This is a genomic window from Sedimentibacter sp. (assembly GCF_032080165.1).
Classification (GTDB): Bacteria; Bacillota; Clostridia; order Tissierellales; family Sedimentibacteraceae; genus Sedimentibacter.
This window is the reverse complement of the sequence record NZ_DAMASY010000008.1, coordinates 97,794-117,368: the sequence shown is the minus strand read 5'-3', so window position 1 is coordinate 117,368 and position 19,575 is coordinate 97,794. Positions and strand designations below refer to the sequence as shown.

21 protein-coding genes are annotated in these 19,575 nt (G+C 34.7%); all 21 read left to right on the top strand.

Annotated features, from left to right (window positions below; all coding sequences use genetic code 11):
• Positions 1-168: 168 nt before the first annotated feature.
• The 21 genes from rsmI to buk all read left to right on the top strand — a co-directional run bounded on the left by rsmI (position 169) and on the right by buk (position 19,531).
• Positions 169-1,032: a 16S rRNA (cytidine(1402)-2'-O)-methyltransferase gene (rsmI, locus tag RT412_RS12060; protein WP_313344300.1), complete on the top strand. Its 864-nt coding sequence runs from the start codon at positions 169-171 to the stop codon at positions 1,030-1,032.
• A 9-nt stretch (positions 1,033-1,041) separates the two neighbouring features.
• Positions 1,042-1,716: a DUF554 domain-containing protein gene (locus tag RT412_RS12055; RefSeq protein ID WP_313344303.1), complete on the top strand. Its 675-nt coding sequence runs from the start codon at positions 1,042-1,044 to the stop codon at positions 1,714-1,716.
• A 14-nt stretch (positions 1,717-1,730) separates the two neighbouring features.
• Positions 1,731-3,086 carry a Na+/H+ antiporter NhaC family protein gene (locus RT412_RS12050; RefSeq protein ID WP_313344306.1) on the top strand — a complete coding sequence of 452 codons (1,356 nt, stop codon included), beginning with the start codon at positions 1,731-1,733 and terminating at the stop codon, positions 3,084-3,086.
• 124 nt (positions 3,087-3,210) lie between these two features.
• Positions 3,211-4,653, top strand: a complete 1,443-nt coding sequence (shdC, locus tag RT412_RS12045; RefSeq protein ID WP_313344308.1) for a 4-hydroxybenzoate decarboxylase subunit C — start codon at positions 3,211-3,213, stop codon at positions 4,651-4,653.
• A 13-nt stretch (positions 4,654-4,666) separates the two neighbouring features.
• Complete coding sequence (locus tag RT412_RS12040; protein WP_313344311.1) at positions 4,667-4,873, top strand: non-oxidative hydroxyarylic acid decarboxylases subunit D; 207 nt, start codon at positions 4,667-4,669, stop codon at positions 4,871-4,873.
• A 47-nt stretch (positions 4,874-4,920) separates the two neighbouring features.
• On the top strand, positions 4,921-5,499 hold the full coding sequence (gene shdB, locus RT412_RS12035) for a 4-hydroxybenzoate decarboxylase subunit B (protein ID WP_398439387.1): 579 nt from the start codon (positions 4,921-4,923) through the stop codon (positions 5,497-5,499).
• Positions 5,483-5,869, top strand: a complete 387-nt coding sequence (locus RT412_RS12030) for a hypothetical protein (RefSeq protein WP_313344314.1) — start codon at positions 5,483-5,485, stop codon at positions 5,867-5,869. Before shdB ends, RT412_RS12030 begins: the two co-directional genes overlap by 17 nt.
• A 194-nt stretch (positions 5,870-6,063) precedes the next feature.
• Positions 6,064-6,975: a LysR family transcriptional regulator gene (locus RT412_RS12025; RefSeq protein WP_313344317.1), complete on the top strand. Its 912-nt coding sequence runs from the start codon at positions 6,064-6,066 to the stop codon at positions 6,973-6,975.
• A 36-nt stretch (positions 6,976-7,011) separates the two neighbouring features.
• Positions 7,012-7,842, top strand: a complete 831-nt coding sequence (locus tag RT412_RS12020) for a MerR family transcriptional regulator (RefSeq protein ID WP_313344320.1) — start codon at positions 7,012-7,014, stop codon at positions 7,840-7,842.
• A 67-nt stretch (positions 7,843-7,909) separates the two neighbouring features.
• Positions 7,910-9,370, top strand: a complete 1,461-nt coding sequence (locus tag RT412_RS12015) for a UbiD family decarboxylase (protein ID WP_313344323.1) — start codon at positions 7,910-7,912, stop codon at positions 9,368-9,370.
• A 147-nt stretch (positions 9,371-9,517) separates the two neighbouring features.
• Positions 9,518-10,291 carry an IclR family transcriptional regulator gene (locus RT412_RS12010; protein WP_313344325.1) on the top strand — a complete coding sequence of 258 codons (774 nt, stop codon included), beginning with the start codon at positions 9,518-9,520 and terminating at the stop codon, positions 10,289-10,291.
• A gap of 231 nt (positions 10,292-10,522) precedes the next feature.
• Positions 10,523-11,074, top strand: a complete 552-nt coding sequence (locus RT412_RS12005; protein WP_313344328.1) for a 2-oxoacid:acceptor oxidoreductase family protein — start codon at positions 10,523-10,525, stop codon at positions 11,072-11,074.
• On the top strand, positions 11,028-11,333 hold the full coding sequence (locus RT412_RS12000) for a 4Fe-4S binding protein (RefSeq protein WP_313344332.1): 306 nt from the start codon (positions 11,028-11,030) through the stop codon (positions 11,331-11,333). Before RT412_RS12005 ends, RT412_RS12000 begins: the two co-directional genes overlap by 47 nt.
• On the top strand, positions 11,333-12,538 hold the full coding sequence (porA, locus tag RT412_RS11995) for a pyruvate ferredoxin oxidoreductase (RefSeq protein WP_313344334.1): 1,206 nt from the start codon (positions 11,333-11,335) through the stop codon (positions 12,536-12,538). The genes RT412_RS12000 and porA overlap by 1 nt, the downstream gene beginning before the upstream one ends.
• Positions 12,531-13,436 carry a thiamine pyrophosphate-dependent enzyme gene (locus RT412_RS11990; protein ID WP_313344336.1) on the top strand — a complete coding sequence of 302 codons (906 nt, stop codon included), beginning with the start codon at positions 12,531-12,533 and terminating at the stop codon, positions 13,434-13,436. Before porA ends, RT412_RS11990 begins: the two co-directional genes overlap by 8 nt.
• A 36-nt stretch (positions 13,437-13,472) precedes the next feature.
• On the top strand, positions 13,473-14,402 hold the full coding sequence (locus RT412_RS11985) for a 2-dehydropantoate 2-reductase (RefSeq protein ID WP_313344339.1): 930 nt from the start codon (positions 13,473-13,475) through the stop codon (positions 14,400-14,402).
• 13 nt (positions 14,403-14,415) lie between these two features.
• Positions 14,416-15,462, top strand: a complete 1,047-nt coding sequence (locus RT412_RS11980) for a TRAP transporter substrate-binding protein (protein ID WP_313344342.1) — start codon at positions 14,416-14,418, stop codon at positions 15,460-15,462.
• A 79-nt stretch (positions 15,463-15,541) separates the two neighbouring features.
• Positions 15,542-16,030, top strand: coding sequence for a TRAP transporter small permease (locus tag RT412_RS11975; protein WP_313344344.1), 489 nt, complete (start codon positions 15,542-15,544; stop codon positions 16,028-16,030).
• A gap of 15 nt (positions 16,031-16,045) precedes the next feature.
• Positions 16,046-17,347: a TRAP transporter large permease gene (locus RT412_RS11970; RefSeq protein WP_313344347.1), complete on the top strand. Its 1,302-nt coding sequence runs from the start codon at positions 16,046-16,048 to the stop codon at positions 17,345-17,347.
• Positions 17,348-17,528: 181 nt separating this feature from the next.
• A complete protein-coding gene (locus RT412_RS11965; RefSeq protein ID WP_313344349.1) occupies positions 17,529-18,422 on the top strand; it encodes a bifunctional enoyl-CoA hydratase/phosphate acetyltransferase in 894 nt (297 codons plus the stop codon).
• A gap of 23 nt (positions 18,423-18,445) precedes the next feature.
• Positions 18,446-19,531, top strand: coding sequence for a butyrate kinase (gene buk, locus RT412_RS11960; protein ID WP_313344352.1), 1,086 nt, complete (start codon positions 18,446-18,448; stop codon positions 19,529-19,531).
• Positions 19,532-19,575 lie beyond the last annotated feature (44 nt).

Below are 19,575 nucleotides of genomic sequence, written 5' to 3'. Positions count from 1 at the left end.
TACTACCCCTATTTCTGATATAAATATTAAAATAACAAATACTAAGTATATACCCGATTTTCATATTTGACAATAAATTAATTTTGCTTTTTATTTCTCATTTTATATGCTATAATTTACTGAAAATATTATTTAAGAATCGTTTAGTATTAAGATACAGGAGTTGCTATGAGCAAATTATACATAGTGCCCACGCCGATAGGCAACCTTAAGGACATGACGGAAAGAGCCGTAGAAACATTAAGAGAAAGTGACCTTATTTTAGCTGAGGATACAAGGCATACGCAAAAGCTGTTAAATTATTTTGATATAAAGACAAATCAGATATCATACCACAAATTCAATGAAAAGCAGAGAACGGAAGAAATTATCAATGAAATCCTGAATGAAGACAAGACGGTTTCTTTAGTGACCGATGCAGGAACACCATGCATATCTGATCCGGGTTTTGAGCTTGTTAAAAGAGCAAGGGAGGAAGGTATTGAGGTAATAGGATTGGCGGGGGCATCTGCACTGACTGTTGCTCTATCTGTTGCAGGGATAGATACTTATCAGTTTGTTTTTTTTGGTTTTTTGCCTCGAAAAAAAAGTGAATTAGAAGCTGCAATAAGTAATATATTTAATAATCCCATAAAAACATTTGTAATATATGAGTCACCTAAGAGAATAATCAACTTAGTTGAAATGTTAAAGGAACAGATGCCTAATTTAACCATATGTGTTTTAAAGGAGCTTACAAAACTTCATGAAAGTTCATTTTACGGTAATATAGAAGAGGTTTTAGATATACTTAAAAATAACAATGAGGTTGAAAAAGGCGAGTACGTCGTTGTGGGACATAACAATGATTACGTTGAAAAAGAAGAGGCGGGCATGAAGGTGAGTATCCACGGTGTTATATTTGACAAACTCATTAATAAGAACTACACATTAAAAGAAGCTGTTAATGAAGCTGTGGAAGAAAAATCAGCGTCAAAAAATGATGCATATAAAGCATCATTGGAAATAAAAAAATTTATTGAAAACTATTAAGAGGGACATATGTTAGGGACAATTGTAAATGCAGTGGCAGTAATAGTCGGTGGACTTATAGGTATCTTTTTTAAAAATGTTATTCCTGAAAAGCTTAACGAAGCTCTGTTAAAAGCGTCAGGTTTAGCCGTTATAGCTGTTGGCATCAAGTTAAGCTTAGTTGGAGAAAATCTTACTCTTTTGATTATGTCGGTTATTATCGGAGCCGGTATAGGAGAATTTATTAATATTGAAGGAAAATTGGATAAGCTTGGGGAGTACGTTGAAAGTAAGATGAAGAATAAAGACAGTAACGTTACTCTTGGTTTTGTTACATGCACACTTATCTATTGTGTTGGTTCTATGGCAATAGTGGGAGCCATACAAAGCGGTTTAACGGGAAACCATGAAATATTATTCTCTAAAGCACTTCTTGACGGCATTATGTCTATTACAATGGCTGTTTCTATGGGAATAGGTGTTGTATTATCGGCTTTAAGCATATTAATATATCAAGGGACCATAACACTTTTGGCGCAGTTTATGCAATCATTGTTAAGTGATGTTGTTGTTACAGAAATGACGGCCGTTGGTGGCGTTTTAATAATGGCAATAGGGCTTAATTTTCTTGAAATTAAGCGTATCAAGGTCGGCAACATGCTGCCTGCAATATTCTTACCCATATTGTACTATTTAATTTTTTAACAGAGGTGTAAATCTTGGAAACTAAAAAATTAGCACTTAACAATATTTCATTAATGATAATATGTCTTGGTTTTATAATCGGCTCTATAATTATGTCCATACCTTTGTATTACGGTTTTCTGGCAGGGATTGTATTAACGGTAGCTGTTCTTACAAAAAGCGGATATATATTAAAGGATTTAATTAAAACTATTCTAACATCTGTTTATGAAGTAAAAAATTTAATCATAGTAATATTATTTATAGGTGCTACGACTTCTATCTGGATGGCTTCGGGAGTTGTTCCCGCAATTATGTATTATGGCTTTTCATATATGGAAGGTGTTAATTTTTTATTTGCCGCTTTTTTAATAATGGCGATAGTATCCTTGTTTATGGGTACTGCCATAGGAACCATGAGCACAGTTGGTATTTCCTTGAGCGGAATTGGTATGGGACTTGGAATTCCACAGAATTTGGTTGTTGGTATGCTTGTATCGGGGGCATTCATAGCCGATAAAATTTCACCATTGTCAGGGCTGATTAATTTATTAATAACTACGACCGGTAAAAGCTACAAGGATATATTTAAAACAATGATAGTTACATTAATCCCAACTATAATTATAACTGCTGCGGTGTATTATGTAATAGGATTAAATTATACAACAGGTGATTACAGCAAGCTAATATTGTATAGAGAAGCAATATCTGAGGGCTTCAATACATCGCCTTATTTATTGATATTGCCCGTTATAGTCTTAGGATTGTCAATAGCAGGCTTGAACTCAATAATAACTTTTTCAATAGGAGTAGGTGTGGGTTCGATATTGAGCATACTTTTTCAGGGCTCAAATATCAAAGCAATAATTATGTCTATATTATTCGGGTATAAGGGGAATACTCCTTCTGCCGAGTTAAATAAACTTCTTGTCAGCGGCGGGATGATATCAATGATTGAGGCAATACTCATTGTAATAGGCGCTATAGTACTTGTTCAACTTTTTGAAAAAGGTAATATACTTCTGCCGATAATGGAGAAGCTGGTAAACGGAATAAACAATAAAATTACTTTGGTAAGGCGTACAGGAATAATGAGCAGTCTGCTAACTGTTGCTTCCTGTGACCAAACAGCCGGAATAATATTACCAAGTAAAATATTAAGAGATAAGTATGAAGAATTAAATCTTGATCTAACGGTGCTGACACGAACTATTTCCGATACCGGAATAATTGTGGCTCCATTAATGCCCTGGAACATAAACTCGTTTTTAATTAAGCCCATTATGGGAATAACTGCGGCACAATATGCACCATTTGCAGTGCTGTGCTTTATTTGTCCTGTGGTAAGTATGACTATGTCATATTTTTTATATAGAAAGAGCAGATAATTAATATATCAAAATTTAATAAATAGTATAAAAATAAGGTTGATACTATAAAAAGATAGTTGATACCCTTTTTTTATAAGCTTTAATATAATTAAACTTAAGATATTATAAGTGGAGGTATATTATGGCTAAAGTATATAAGAATTTAAGAGAATTCTTGGAAGTGCTTGAGGCAGAAGGACAACTTATTCGTGTTAAAGAAGAAGTTAACCCGGAGCCGGATATAGCCGCAGCCGGTCGTGCTGCTGCAAATTTAGGTAAAAATCAACCAGCGATATTTTTTGAAAAAATAAAGGGATACAAGTATTCTGTAGTAACGAATGTTCATGGTTCCTGGCAAAATCACGCTCTTATGTTAGGTCTTGATAAGAATACTTCAACCAAGGACCAATTCTATGAACTAAACAGAAGATGGGACAAGTACCCTGTGCCTCCTAATGTAGTAAAAAGAGAAGATGCACCATGTAAGGAAAACATTATAGATAAAGATATTAATTTATTCGAAATTCTACCGTTATACAGAATAAATGAACAGGATGGAGGATTTTATATATCTAAAGCTTCCGTAGTAACAGCAGATCCGGAATATCCTGATGATTTTAACAAATTGAATGTAGGTACTTATCGTATACAGGTAAAGGATAAGGATAGAGTCGGTATTCAAGCTCTTGCTATGCATGATATTGCAGTACAATTAGAAAAAGCGGAAGCTGAAAACAAACCATTACCTATTGCAATTACTATTGGAAATAATCCTTTGATAACGTTTATGGCAAGTACACCGGTTGGATATAATCAAAACGAATATGAATTTGTCGGAGCATTGCAGGATGGAGTACCAACGGATATAGTTAAGACAGATTTGTATGATCATTTATATGTTCCTGCCGGCTCAGAGGTTGTTTTAGAAGGTCATATTATTCCGAGAGTCAGAACAGTTGAAGGACCTTTCGGTGAATTCCCGGGATCATATTCGGGTGCACGCTTGCAATGTGAAGTCCAAATAGATAGAATTACTCATAGAACAAACCCGATTTTTGAGAATTTGTATTTAGGTATTCCATGGACGGAAATAGATTATTTAATGGCACTAAATACAAGTGTACCTCTATATAAGCAATTAAAGGAAACAATGCCTGAAGTTGTTGCGGTTAATGCTATGTACACACATGGAATCGGTGTTATAATATCAACTAAGGTTCGCTATGGGGGATATGCAAAGGGTGTTGCCTTCAGACTGCTGTCTACACCGCATGGGATGCCATATTCAAAGATAGTTATAGTAGTTGATGAATTTGTTGACCCATTTAACTTAGAACAGGTAATGTGGGCTTTAACAACAAGAGTTCACCCCGGCAAAGACGTTTCTCTAATTGAAAACTGTCCTGGTATGCCTCTTGATCCATCAACAAATCCTCCGGGAATGCATACAAAAATGATTATAGATGCTACAACTCCTGTTCCGCCGGAACCAAATCCTCGAGAAACACAATTGTTAGATCCTCCGGATGGAACGAAAGAATGGGAAGAAAAGCTGAAAGAATTATTAAAAAATCAATATATATAATCGGAGGTAAATTATGAAATGTTATAGATGTGGCTCAGATAAGGTTAGAAAAATGGCAAACTCTCCTGTAGGTAATGTTTGGGAAGTTTATGTATGTGAAAAATGCTGTTATTCATGGCGATCGACTGAGAGCCCTGTAGTTATGGAGAAATTTAAATTAGACGATAATAAAATTGCAAATATGGGTGTAATACCGCCAATACCGCCCTTGAAAAAATAGAATTCACAGCAATAAATAATTGAAAAACATATAGTTAAGGAGAAGTTATGAGATTAGTAATTGGAATTTCCGGAGCCAGCGGAGTTGTTTTGGGATACCATATGTTAAAGGCATTAAAGGTTTATCCTGAATGTGAAACTCATTTGGTTATATCCGAAGGTGCTAAAGTCACATTCGCGCTTGAAACTGATTTAAAAATTGAAGATGTGGGAAAATTAGCTGATTTTGTATATAGCAATAAAAATCTTGCAGCTTCTATTTCAAGCGGCTCATTTAAAACAGATGGTATGATTGTTATACCATGCAGCATGAAGACATTATCAGGTATAGCAACCGGGTATGCAGAAAATCTGCTTATTCGTGCGGTAGATGTTTGTTTAAAAGAGAACAGAAAAGTTGTATTAGTTCCTCGTGAAATGCCTTTTGGAAAATTACATATAAGAAATATGAAAGAAGCTTCTGATTTGGGCTGTGTAATAATTCCGCCATTACTAACCTTTTATAACAATCCTCAAACGATAGAAGAACAGATTAACCACATAATCGGTAAAATACTTATGCAGTTTGGTCTTGATCATGAGAAATTCAAAGCTTGGGAAGGAATAAAAGATGATTCGGAGTTTTAAATTAAGTGAAGGAACAGGAAAGTGCATTATTGAAGCAATCGTTGTAAATTGCGGAAATGATTTAAGTGTTACAATAGGAGGCGGAGAAAAATATCATATTGGAGCCGTTTCCGTTGCTGTGCCAAGGTTTGAATATAAAGACGGGGAAAAAAGAACGGCATCAACAAGTGTAATTTGTGTTCAGGGACACAGAGAAGACGAATTAGCATATAAAACTGCAAAAAAGCTGGCAACGGCTCTTGATTGTACCGTAACAGTCAGTATAGGAGCCCATATAGATAATATCAAACAGAATGAATTTCATGAAATGATTGATAATGTAAATATACTATTGGATCGTATAATTGAAGATGTTAAGAAAAACCGTTGAGAAATCAACGGTTTTGTGCTATTATTAACTAATGCTGAGCATGTCGGTCCGCTTTTTATATTGCATAAAATGATATTATGATATAGTATTAAATAAGTTGACATAAAGTGAGGACGATGGAAATGTGCAAAAAATATTTTCTGAAGGTACTTATTGCTATTATATGAAATAACGAAAAAATGAGAGGGATTAATATGGATACAAAAGATTTAAATAGTTTCTTGCAGGTATGTCGTGACGGCAGCATTACAAAAGCTGCTAAGGCATTATATATTACACCTCAAGGGTTAAGTAAAATTATTATAAATCTGGAACAAGAATTAAATATTCCTCTTTTTTACAGGACTGCTAACGGTTTAACTCTGACTGAATATGGGGAATTGTTAATGGAAAGAGCAAGACATATAATATCAGAGTTAGAAGAAATAAGTAATTATTTCAATAATATTCAGAATATTACAGGACAAATAAATTTGGCCTCAGCATACGGAGTTATAGCAGCATTTTCACCGAAGTTTTTATTTGATTTTAGACAAAAGGCACCTAATATAAATTTAAAGTGGTGGGAATATTCAGATTTCAGAGCTGAAAATGCAATATGGAACGGTGATGCCGATTGCGGATTGATTAAAGGTCCAATTAACAGTGAGCAATTTGACAGTGTATTAATAGCATCTTATGATCCTATGGTCTTAATTCCGAAAGACCATAAGTTGTTTAATAAAAATAAAATCAGTTTAAATGATTTACGTAATGAAAAAATTATAATAGAAAACAGTGAGTTTAAAATTCATCACAATTTTATAAATGCTTGCAGGAAGGCAGGCTTTAGCCCTACCATCGTATTTGAAACAACTGAACTGAGCCTTGCCCATAAATTGTGCCAGCAAGGTTTCGGAATTGCAGTTACGGTAGATTTCGCGGTAGAAGATATGCCGATGGTTGATATTGATGCAATACCATTTGAAGCTGGTGGGCCAAAATGGGAAGTTTTCTTTGTTACAAAAAAACATATAAATAAGATACCCACGGTTAAATTTTTTGAAGAATATATTAAAGAATATGTTAAAACCAATATTAAGGATCATTATATCAGTTCTAATTAAATAAGGCGATGGTTGACTGGAAGGAGAGGAGTATTTTTGAAGGGTTTATTATCAATTAGTGAGATGGCTAAAATTCACAGCATTTCCAGACAGGCCCTTATTCACTATGATAAGATTGGTCTATTTAAACCAATGGTTGTTGATGAAAATGGATATCGTTATTACAGCTTTAATCAAATTCCTTTTTTAAGAGAAATTTGTTATCTTAAATCTGTGGGAATAAAGCTAAAATATATAAAAAAGCACATAGAAAACAGGAATCTTGATTCATCAATTTCCTTGCTGAGATATCATAAAGATTTTTTAGGTAAGGAAATACAAAAAATGCTGACAATATATGATTCAATAGAAAATCGAATTGAAGCTTATGAAAAAGCTGAAGACAACAATCAAGAATTATATTTACCCACAATAGAGTATTTTCCCAAGAGAAGAGTTGTGTTTCTTCCTTATGAGAACGAATTATGCAAGGAAGAGCTTCATATTACAATGATGAAGGCATGGAATATGCTTGAAATTAACAAGATGCAGTCTTCTAACAGATTCGGCACAATTATCCTGAAAAACAGTATTAAGAAAAGCAATATATTTGAAGGAGCCGGCGTTTATATAATTTTAAACAACAATGCTGATGACTCTAAATTGGAAGATGCCGTTACGCTTCCGGAAGGCAAATATGCGTGTATGTACAAATATGGAATGCCATATCAAAAAGAATATTTAAATTCTCTTTTAAAATGGATAGAAGATAATGAATATACGATTATCGGTGATATTATAGATGAATGCATACTTGACAGTACATTTTACAAAAGCAGTACCGATGTTGATTTTTGCCAATTACAGATACATGTAGAAAAATATTAATTTTAATATTGACAGTATAGCTGCTATACACATTAACATAATGTTAAATGATTTTCAGGAGGTAGCTATGAATAAAGTAACAGATTTAAGATCTGCAATAGATTTGTTAAAAACTATTCCGGGTCAATTAATTGAGACGAATGAACCGGTAAATCCTATGGCTGAATTGTCAGGTGTATACCGTCATATAGGGGCAGGAGGAACAGTTATGCGCCCCACGAAAATAGGTCCTGCGATGATATTTAACAATGTAAAAGGACATGAAGATGCAAGAGTTATAATCGGACTATTGGCAAGCAGAGAAAGAGTAGGTATTATGCTTGATACAAAACCGGAAAAATTAGGATTTCTGTTAAACGAATCAGTTAAAAATCCTATAGATCCTATAGTGATTTCCAATAAGCTTGCAAAGTGCCAGGAAGTGGTTCATTATGCAGATGAGCCGGGATTTGATATAAGAAAATTAGTTCCGGCGCCAACAAATACAGAGGAAGATGCAGGTCCATATATAACTATGGGTATGTGCTATGCATCTGACATAGAAACAGGAGAATCCGATATTACAATACATAGATTATGCTTACAAAGTAGAGATGAAATTTCTATGTATTTTGTTCCCGGTGCAAGACATTTGGATGTTTTTCGGGAAAAAGCAGAAAAAGAGGGAAAGCCGCTGCCGATTTCTATCAGTATAGGTGCAGATCCGGCTGTTGAAATAGCTGCTTGTTTTGAGCCGCCCACTACTCCTTTAGGATTCAATGAGCTCAGTATAGCAGGGGCAATACGAAATAAACCGGTAGAATTGGTAAATTGCTTAACAATAAATGAAAAAGCTATTGCAAACGCAGAATATGTAATAGAAGGAGAACTAATTCCGGGGAGATACGTAAGAGAAGATCAAAATACAAATACAGGGAAGGCAATGCCTGAATTTCCGGGATATACCGGTGAAGCAATAGAAAAAACACCGGTTATCAGAGTTAAAGCTGTTACCCACAGAAAAAATCCTATTATGCAGACTATTATAGGACCAAGCGAAGAGCATGTGAATTTAGCCGGTATACCAACAGAAGCAAGTGTAATCCAAATGATAGAAAAGGCGATGCCCGGAAGATTGTTAAATGTATACGCACATTCTTCCGGAGGCGGAAAATATATGGCTATATTGCAGTTTAAAAAACTTAAGCAATCTGACGAAGGTCGGCAAAGACAGGCTGCTTTATTGGCTTTCTCCGCATTTCCGGAATTAAAGCATATTATTATAGTAAGTGAAGACGTAGACCCTTTTGACACAAATGATGTTTTATGGTCAATGAATACAAGATATCAAGGTGATGTTGATACAATATTTATACCGGGTGTCAGATGTCATCCGTTAGATCCGTCTCAAAGCCCTGAATATAATATTCTGTTAAAGGATAAAGGAATGTCCTGCAAAACAATTTTTGACTGTACCGTACCATTTAATTTAAAAGAAAAATTTAATAGATCTAAATTTATGAACGTTGATATAAATAGATTTATATAATTTTACTTTGTTTAGTTAAAATAGTTAATAAAAAAACTGTTAAATTAGATTTTTATGTGTTATAATGTTTCGGAATCCATGAATTTTGTACTAATATATTAAATACAATTCGCAGAAAATAACTATTATTTAACTATAGAGGTTGAAATGATTAACGATGATGATAAATATTTAATGAGTTCTGTTAACAATACTTTGGAAATTTTAGATTTGCTCAGCTTCCATGATGAAATGGGAGTATCTGAAATCAGCAAAGCTACAAATTTTGGAAAAGCAAGTGTATTTAGAATGCTTTATACGCTTGAAAAAAAAGGTTTTGTTCATAAAACATCTGATTCAAAGTATAAGCTGGGTATCAAATTTGCCCATTATGGTGCTATTGTTTTAGAAAAACAAAATATTTTTACGCTGATAAGACCATTTTTGCAAAAACTTAGGGACAAACATAATGAAACAACTCACTTAGGTATATTGGATAACGATCTAAATGTTATTTTCATGGCAAAGGAAGCAAGCAACAACACAATACAAATGGCATCAAGAGTAGGTTATAAATTACCGTTTTATGCAACAGCCATGGGCAAAGTTTTAGTAGCCAGCAAGCTAAACGAAGAATTAGAAGAGAGATTAAAAACTTATGATTGTAAACAATTCACTGAGCATACAATTACAAACTACGAAAAACTTATAGAAATGTTAAAAAAAGTTGAAGAGCAGGGATACAGCGAAGATGATGAGGAAAGTGAATACGGATTAGTTTGTTTTGCCGCACCCATAAAAGATTTGACCGGACAGACCATAGCAGCAATCAGTATATCGGGAACCTATATGAGAATGAATAACAATAAGGAAGAGCTTATCAAATCAATGAAGGAAACAGCACATGAGGTATCAGTTTCTTTAGGTTATAAGGAGAATTAATATTAATAATATCTAAGAGATGCAGTTAATGTTTACTGCATTTTTTTATGTCCAAAACATGTTAAATTATGCGTATTGTTTCTATAAAAGAAACGACGTATACTATATAGAAAAATTTCTTGACAAACGTATTCGCTGAATTTATAATACTAATTATAAAAACGTTTTTATATTATTAACTAAATTTTGTGGTTGTATTAATAAAAAATGGGAAAGAAGGGACAAGCAAATATGATTAGTATTAAATTTTATGGGTTAGGGGGACAAGGAGTTGTAACAGCAGGCAAATTATTTTCTGAAGCAATATCGTTGTATGAAGATAAATATGCCATTACGGTACCTGCCTATGGTCATGAGAGACGTGGGGCACCTGTAAATACAAGTATCATTGTTGATGAAAAGCCTGTGCTTATAAATTCTTTTGTTTACCATCCTGATATTGTATTAGTAATGGATAGTACTATTATAGACAAGGGTATAGATATTTCCCAAGGTATACATGAGAATAGTATTTTAATTTTAAATACTGAAGATGTAAATGTACTTAATACATATAAAAAATATAACTTTAAAGAAATTTATTACGTAGATGGTACACAAATTGCTTTAAAAAATATCGGTAGAGGTATACCAAACGGATCTATGTTGGGAGCTATGGCTGGGACTGGCCTTTTAACCATAGAATCAATTGAAAAAACAATTAGAGAATCATTTGGAGAAAAGGCGGGTGAAAAAAATGCAAAAGCAGCAAGAGAAGCATACGAAAGAATTAAAAAAATGTAGAGTTCTTGGACCTGTTGCTACAATTTTTGCAGGCTCAAACACAGGAAGCTGGAGGTTAGAAAGACCTGTTATTGATTACGAAAAATGTATAAAATGCGGTACATGCGAAAGATTTTGTCCGACTAACGTTATAGATGTTTATAAAGACAGAGCAGAATGTGTAGTAGTGAATTTTGATTATTGTAAAGGCTGCGGGATCTGCGTGAATGAATGTCCTGCTAAATGTATGAAAATGATACCGGAAAGAGGTGAAGAATAATGGTTTTTAAAATGCTTGACGGAAATGAAGCTGCGGTAGAGGCCATGAAGCTTGCCAGAGTTCAAGTAATTTCTGCATATCCAATAACTCCGCAAAGTTCTATTTCGGAAAAATTGTCTGATTTGGTTGCTGAAGGGGAATTAAAAGCTGAATACGTACGTGTTGAATCTGAACACACTGCGTTATCTGTTGCAACGACGGCAGGATTAACCGGAGTGAGAGCGGCAACGGCCACCGCTTCTAACGGACTGGCTTTAATGCATGAAATTTTAAGTATGACTTCCGGAAACAGAGTGCCGATTGTAATGCCGGTTGTTAACAGGGGTGTGGCTGCTCCCTGGACGTTATGGTGTGAGCACGGAGATGCTATGGCGCAAAGAGATATGGGCTGGCTTCAATTTTATTGTCAGGACGTTCAAGAGGTATTAGATATTACATTGCTTGCATATAGAGTTGCAGAAGATGAGAGAGTATTAACACCTGTAATGGTTTGTTTAGATGGTTTCTTTTTATCTCATTCTATGCAAAAGGCAAAAGTTCCTGAACAAAAGTTAGTTGATGATTTTATTGGGCCATATATAAGAAAAAATACATATATTGATCCTGAAGATCCAATGTTTTGCTGTGATTTAACCGGCTCTGATGAGTTTACAGAAATGAGATACCAGCAAAAATATGCAATGGATAATTCTATTGATGTTATCGAAGAAATAGAAAAGGAATTCGAAGAAAAGTTCGGAAGGAAGCTGCATATTGTAGAAGGATATAAAACCGAGGATGCAGATGTTGTATTAGTTGCACTTGGCTCAATGTGCGGTACTGCAAAATATGTAGTAGATAAAATGAGACAAGAGGGCAAAAAAGTCGGATTAGCAAAAGTTACAGTATTCAGACCGTTCCCGATAAAACAGCTGAAAGAAGTTCTAAAAGGAAAAAAAGTAATCGGAGTATTTGACAGAAGTGCGGGATTAGGTGGACAAGGCGGTCCTGTGTGGAGTGAAACTTCTGCTTTAATGATGAATGAAAATTGTGACATTAGGCATTATGTTGGCGGTCTTGGCGGAAGAGACGTAACAATCGATAATATTGAAAAAATATATAATGAGCTTTTAGAAATTAAAGAAGGTAAAAGAAAAACACATACAGAATGGATTGACCTTAAAGAAAATCCAATGGGATTAAGGCAGGTGACTAAAAATGTTTGATATACAACACAAATCTAAGGGGTTAGTATCTCATGGAGTTAGTGCATGTGCCGGTTGCGGTATGGAGTTGATAATGAGAAATGTTATGTCGGTATTGGGTGAGGATACAGTAGTATTGATACCACCTGGATGTTCGGCATTATTTTCCGGATATGGAAATGAGTCAGGGCTGAAAATAGCAGGATTTCAAGGTAATCTGGAAAATACAGCAGCATGTGCAGCAGGTGTGAGAGCAGCCTTGAATGCACAGGGAAATTATCATACCACAGTATTAGCATTTGCAGGTGATGGCGGAACTGTCGATATTGGCTTACAAGCATTATCAGGTGTTTTAGAAAGAAGAGATAAAATAATGTATATATGCTATGATAATGAAGCTTATATGAATACAGGAATACAAGGAAGCAGTTCTACTCCTTATTTTGCAAGCACTACAACTACACCTTCGGGAAAACTCACAAGCAGAAAAAATTTAATGGAAATTGCTATAGCTCATGACATTCCTTACGCAGCAACAGCTTCCATACATAATTTAAATGATTTTAAGAAAAAGCTTAAAAAAGCTATGGAAACAGACGGACCATCATTGATTCACATTCAAACTCCATGTCCTACAGGTTGGAGATATGATCCTGCTAAATCGGTAGAATTGGCAAGATTAGCAGTTCAAACAGGAAGCTGGATTCTTTTTGAATATGAAGATGGCCGCGTAACTATAAACAGTAAGCTTAAGGAACTAAAACCTATTACGGAGTATATAGAAATGCAAGGTAGATTTAAGCATTTGACTGAAGAACAAAAAGTTGAACTTCAGGACTATACGGTGAGATATTATCACAGATATATAAAGAAGCTTGAAAATATGAATATTGAAACCGATGCGCATGCAACTGCTTAATGTTAAGAAATTTTCTGCAAGGGAGGAGAGTGAACATTGAAAACGTTAGTTTTAGGGGCAGGTGCAATGGGATGCTTATATGGAGGTCTCTTAAAAGAGAAGGGCAATGATGTAATCTTAGTTGATGTATCAAGGTCACAGGTGGATGAAATTAATAAAAACGGATTAGCTTTAGAAACAGCCGAAGGAAAAAGGAATATAACAATTAAAGCTAAATTTGCACATGATGTTACTGAGCAGCCTGATTTGATAATTTTATTTACTAAAACAATTCACTCTAAGTCAGCTTTGTCATCTTTAAAAGAAATAATAGGACCTGAAACAATGGTTCTATCATTACAAAACGGTTTAGGAAATGATGAGGTAATCAAAGAATTTGTGCCAACAGACAGAATAATTATCGGAACAACAAATTTTCCGAGCGATTTACTCAAACCCGGAAATGTCAGATCCTTAGGAAAAGGAACTACAAAAATTATGAGCTGTAACGGAGAAGTTACAGAAAAATTAAAACAGATCGAAATGATGTTAAACGAGGCAGGCTTTAATTGTATCATTACAGAGGATGTATTTGTTTCAATTTGGGAGAAGGTTGCCTTTAATGCAGCATGCAATGCTTTGACAGCAGCTTCAAGGTTAAAACTTGGCGACGTGGGCAAAACAGACGAGGGCAAGAAACTTGCCCGTTCAATAGCTAAAGAAGCTATTTCTGTAGCTAATGCAAAAAATATAAATGCAAATGCAGAAAATGTTATAAAGCTTATTGAATTAGATTTTGTTGAACATGCAGAGCATATGCCTTCAATGATGCAGGATGTTCTTGGAAACAGAATGACGGAAATTGAGTTTATCAACGGTGCTGTTGTACGAGAAGCAGAAAAATTAGGCATTGATGTACCGGTAACGAACGTTCTTTATAAACTTGTAAGCATGATTCAAAAAAATTATGAAAATTTAATTATATAATACGGAGGATATTATGAAATTTAAAACTGCAACTTTATCAATAATTCTTGTAATACTAATGGTTTTAGGAACAGCATGCGGCGGTGGAGGAAATACTTCTCAACCTGCAAATAACAATAATCAAGCATCTAATAATCAACCAAGCGGTAAAGCAACTGTAATAAAACTTGCTCATATGTCACCTGAATTACCGGATGATGCATATCATATGTTCGCTTTAAGATATAAAGAAGCTATAGAATCAAAAACAAACGGAAGATTTGAAGTTGAACTTTACCCTGCAGGTGTATTAGGAAAAGACAGAGAATTATCAGAGGGATTGCAATATGGAACAGTGGATTTAGCAGTAATTACATCTTCTCCAATGGGTAATTTCGTACCTGCATTCCAAACATTAGATTTACCCTTCTTATTTGATAGTTGGGAACATGTATATAGATTTTTAGAATCAGATGCAGCGGAAGAATTGTATAAAGAAACTGAAGGTGCAGGAATTGTAACATTCGGACTTATTGCAAGAGGACCGAGAAGTGTAACTAATTCCGGAAAAGCCATCGAATCGGTTGAAGGGCTGAAAGGTATGAAAATAAGAGTTATAGAAAGTCCTATATTCGTTGATACATTTACAGCTTTAGGAGCTGCTCCTCAAGCTATGTCGTGGGGTGAAGTATTTACTGCTTTACAACAAGGTACTATAGACGGACATGAAAACTCAATAGCAACAATCAATAACGAACGTGTTTATGAAGTACAAGATAATGTTTCTTTAACAGAACACATTTTTGCATTCACTACGGCACATGCATCAAAAATGTTCTGGGATACATTAAGTGCTGAAGATCAAAAACTATTTAAAGAAACAGCAAAAGAAATAACTATTCAAATTTCTAAAGAGCAAGAGAAAGCTGAAGAAGATTTCTTAGGAAGGCTGGAAGCAGCAGGAATGAACGTATATGAAATTGACAGAGCTCCTATGAGAGATATGGTTAAATCTGTTTATGATAAATTTGCTCAAACAAATACTGATAAGTATTTTAAAGCAATAGAAGAATTAAGATAGTTAAAATTATTCTAACTTAAGCTAAGATGATTTTAGTAATCATCTTAGCTTAACAAATAAACGGGAACAAGGAGGAAACATGAAAATTATTCTGTCTGTTAGCAATCTTTTAGATACTATTATAAAAAAAATTATTTCAGTTTTATTAATGATAATGACAGTTGTATTATTCAGTCAGGTAATAGCAAGGCATGTAATGGGAACCGGTTTATCGTGGAGTGAAGAATTAGTTAGATATATGTGCGTATGGATTATATTTCTTGGTGCTACATGTGCCGCAAAGGATGGAAGCCAGGTATCAGTTACTGCCTTAGATGAAATTTTAAACGGGCTTCCAAAAAAATTATTAGGTATTATTCAGAGTATATTAGCGTCAACTTATTGTGTTTTATTAAGTTGGATCGGTTTTGGTGCTTTAGAATTTGCAAAGCTTCAAAAATCACCAAACATGATGATTCCAATGAATATAGTTTACAGTGTTATACCAATAGCAATGATAATAATGTTGATTCATTTAGTGACTATATTTTTGCAAAACTATATAATCGCTAAAGAAGTTCACGAGTAATTAAGGAGGTATGTAATGTCTACAGGTATGTTTTTTGCTTTGACAGGTGTTTTGCTAATTGTAGGTGTACCTATTGCAATTACTGTGGGACTGTCTTCAATTATATATATATTGGCAGAAGGTATTAAGGTACAAATAGTCGTGCAAAGGTTATTTGCAGGGGTTGATGTTACTGCATTGCTTGCAATTCCTTTCTTTATATTAGCCGGAGATTTAATGGGTAAGGGTGGAATCGGTTACCGGCTCGTAAGACTGGCTAATAGAGCTGTTGGCAACAGAACCGGCGGACTTGCCATCGTTGCAATTATAGTAAGCATGTTTTTTGCCGCTATTTCCGGGAGCGGAGTTGCAACAGCAGCAGCAATAGGCGGAATTATGATTCCGGGAATGGTAGCGGCAAAGTACGATAAAGCTTTTTCTGCTGCGGTTATAGCCAGTGCAGCACCAATAGGTGTTATTATACCGCCAAGCATATCATTCGTTCAATATGGTGTTTTGACCGGAACATCAATAGCGGATTTGTATAAAGCAGGTTTTCCTGCCGGCTTTATTTTAGGCGGTGCTCTTATGTTAACTGCTTATTTAATAAGCAAAAAATACGGATATAAGGGAGCTGACAGATTAGAAAACACTCATGTTAAAACCGAAGCAGCCGTAGCGGCAGACAATAACTATTCATCAAAGGATGTTATAGAAGTGTTATGGGCTTTAGGTACTCCGTTTATAATAGTTGGCGGAGTTTTTGGCGGAATTTTCACTCCTACGGAATCAGCCGTTGTAGCAGTTATTTATGCACTTTTAGTTGGGTTATTTGTATTTAAAGAATTAACTTTTAAAGATTTACCGGGAATATTTATGAGTTCGGCATTAGGAGCAGCAAGGATAATGTTTATTATAGCAAATGCAACATTATTTTCATGGGTAATGGCATATGAAAGAATTCCGCAAATTATAATGGAATCTATGCTTGCTTTATCTGACAGCAAATTTGTGTTGCTGTTGATTATTAACTTTATTTTGTTAGTAGCAGGCTGTTTTATGGAAACCGGATCAATCATACTTATAGCTACTCCATTGTTACTTCCGATAATGCAATTCTTAAACGTTGATTTGGTTCACTTTGGCATCATTATGACTGTTAATACAGCCATAGGATTAGTTACACCACCGTTTGGAGTATGTTTATTTACTACTGCCAACGTATCTAAATTAAGTGTACAGGCCGTCTCCGGCAAGGTATGGTGGTTCTTGTTAGCAATGGTAATAGCATTGATGATCATAACTTTTTTACCGCAAGTAATTTTATTCTTGGTGTAAAATAATACCAGAGAACTAAAGTTCCCGTATTGATGATAAAGAGCTTTACCTTTGTCGTCCTGAAGCGAAGCCGAAGGATCTCATTAATAAGTACATGAGGTCCTTCATTACATTCGGGATGATGTAAGATAATATTTACATAACGTTAAAAGAGATAAATTAACATTAAGGAGGTATTAAATTGATTAAGAATTTTGAACATTTAATAGAATTGGCAAAACAAAAAAAATCAAGAAAAATAGCCGTAGTTGCCGCAGATGATTTAGAAGTATTAGAAGTTATTGCAAAAGCTGAAGATTTAAATTTGGCAGAATTTATATTAATCGGTGATATAAATAAAATGAAAAAAATTATAGAAGAAAATGGATTAAACATAAAATCGGATTTAGAAGATGAAAAGGACCATAAAAAAGCTGCTGATTTGGCGGTAGACTTTATAGTACAAGGAAAAGCCGGTTCTTTAATGAAAGGAATGCTTCATTCTTCCGTATTCTTAAAAGCAATATTAAATAAAGAAAAAGGATTAAATACAGGCAGGCATATTACTCAAATTTCCGTTTTGGAAAAGGAGAATAAAGATGGCTTGTTGTTTATTACAGATTGTGCCATAACAGTTAATCCTGACTTATTAGGTAAAAAAGAAGTCCTCGAAAATGCTGTTGATTTAGCTCATAAGCTTGGTAACGAAATGCCTAAGGTTGCTGTATTGGCATCTCTTGAAGTAGTAAATCCTGATATGCAGGATACTATAGATGCAGCAGTATTAAGCAAAATGGCTGACAGAGGACAAATTAAGGGCTGCATGGTGGACGGACCATTTGCATTTGACAACGCTGTATCCTCAGAGGCTGCTAAACAAAAATGTATATCAGGTCCTGTTGCAGGAAATGCGGATATTATAGTTGTTCCTAATTTGACGGTTGGCAATACTTTAACTAAGTCAATAACTTATATAGCTAAGAAAACTGTTATAGCTGCTACAGTTGGTGCGGCAATTCCCATAGTATTTACATCAAGAACCGAATCAACTGAAGGAAAGCTTCTTTCAATTGCATTGGCAGCATATTCTTCGTAATTATACTTTAAAAGAGGTGACTTATGTATAAGATATTAGTTTTAAATTTGGGGTCAACATCTACTAAAATTGCTTATTATGAAGATGAAGCATGCATAGTAAAAACAAATATAGAGCATCCTGCAGAAGAGATTAAACAATTTAATCATTTTATGGAACAAAACAAATATCGTGAAAATTATATTAAAAAATTTATGTCGGAAAACAATGTTGATATAAATGAATTAGATGTTATAGTAAGCAGGGGCGGACATACAAAACCATTGGAAGGCGGAGTTTACAGAGTATGTGAAGAAATGCTTGAACAGCAGGCAAGCGGATTGTATGGACAGCATCCATGCGATTTAGGGAGTAAAATTGCGTATGAAATGTGTGAAACTATCAAGGCCGTACCTCTCATAGTTGACCCTCCTGTAACAGATGAGTTTGAACCGTTGGCAAGATTATCGGGACATCCTATAATTGAAAGAAGGAGCAGCTTCCATGCTTTGAGCCACAAAGCCACCGCAAAAAGATATGCAAGAGAAAATGGGTTAAAATATGATGAATTAAACTTAATTGTTGTTCACTTAGGTGGAGGAGTATCTGTTGCACCGCATCGTAAAGGAAGAATGATTGACGGAGATAACGGATTAGAAGGCGATGGAGCTTATTCAACAAATCGTACAGGAGCTCTGCCTGTAGGAGACTTAGTTAAATTGTGTTTCTCCGGTAAATATACATATAAAGAAGTTAAGAAAATGATTAACGGAAATGGCGGACTAATGGCATATCTTGGAGAAAGTGATGTAAAAACAATTGAAAGCAATGCAAAACATGACGAAAAAGCTGCGTTGTATTTAGACGGAATGGTTTATCAGGTATGCAAAAATATCGGTTCATGTGCAACCGTCTTATGTGGTAAAATAGATGCAATATTAGTAACCGGCGGTATAGCACATTCAAAAAGCATAGTACAAAAAATCAAAGATAGATGTGAATTCATTGCTCCTATTGTGGTATATCCGGGTGAAAATGAAATGGAGTCATTGGCGAGGGGCGCATTTGAAGGACTTCGAGGGGATGAACCTGTTAGGGACTTTATTTCTTCCACAGTTGTAACAGTATAATAAAAATAAAGCAGCAATTTATAGTATTATAATAAGTTGCTGTT

Excerpts from the sequence above, each read along its gene's own strand:
- rsmI (WP_313344300.1), top strand. The coding sequence starts at position 169 with ATGAGCAAATTATACATAGTGCCCACGCCGATAGGCAACCTTAAGGAC.
- RT412_RS12055 (WP_313344303.1), top strand. The coding sequence starts at position 1,042 with ATGTTAGGGACAATTGTAAATGCAGTGGCAGTAATAGTCGGTGGACTT.
- shdC (WP_313344308.1), top strand. The coding sequence starts at position 3,211 with ATGGCTAAAGTATATAAGAATTTAAGAGAATTCTTGGAAGTGCTTGAG.
- RT412_RS12040 (WP_313344311.1), top strand. The coding sequence starts at position 4,667 with ATGAAATGTTATAGATGTGGCTCAGATAAGGTTAGAAAAATGGCAAAC.
- shdB (WP_398439387.1), top strand. The coding sequence starts at position 4,921 with ATGAGATTAGTAATTGGAATTTCCGGAGCCAGCGGAGTTGTTTTGGGA.
- RT412_RS12030 (WP_313344314.1), top strand. The coding sequence starts at position 5,483 with ATGATTCGGAGTTTTAAATTAAGTGAAGGAACAGGAAAGTGCATTATT.
- RT412_RS12025 (WP_313344317.1), top strand. The coding sequence starts at position 6,064 with ATGGATACAAAAGATTTAAATAGTTTCTTGCAGGTATGTCGTGACGGC.
- RT412_RS12015 (WP_313344323.1), top strand. The coding sequence starts at position 7,910 with ATGAATAAAGTAACAGATTTAAGATCTGCAATAGATTTGTTAAAAACT.
- RT412_RS12010 (WP_313344325.1), top strand. The coding sequence starts at position 9,518 with ATGATTAACGATGATGATAAATATTTAATGAGTTCTGTTAACAATACT.
- RT412_RS12005 (WP_313344328.1), top strand. The coding sequence starts at position 10,523 with ATGATTAGTATTAAATTTTATGGGTTAGGGGGACAAGGAGTTGTAACA.
- RT412_RS12000 (WP_313344332.1), top strand. The coding sequence starts at position 11,028 with ATGCAAAAGCAGCAAGAGAAGCATACGAAAGAATTAAAAAAATGTAGA.
- porA (WP_313344334.1), top strand. The coding sequence starts at position 11,333 with ATGGTTTTTAAAATGCTTGACGGAAATGAAGCTGCGGTAGAGGCCATG.
- RT412_RS11990 (WP_313344336.1), top strand. The coding sequence starts at position 12,531 with ATGTTTGATATACAACACAAATCTAAGGGGTTAGTATCTCATGGAGTT.
- RT412_RS11980 (WP_313344342.1), top strand. The coding sequence starts at position 14,416 with ATGAAATTTAAAACTGCAACTTTATCAATAATTCTTGTAATACTAATG.
- RT412_RS11975 (WP_313344344.1), top strand. The coding sequence starts at position 15,542 with ATGAAAATTATTCTGTCTGTTAGCAATCTTTTAGATACTATTATAAAA.
- RT412_RS11970 (WP_313344347.1), top strand. The coding sequence starts at position 16,046 with ATGTCTACAGGTATGTTTTTTGCTTTGACAGGTGTTTTGCTAATTGTA.
- buk (WP_313344352.1), top strand. The coding sequence starts at position 18,446 with ATGTATAAGATATTAGTTTTAAATTTGGGGTCAACATCTACTAAAATT.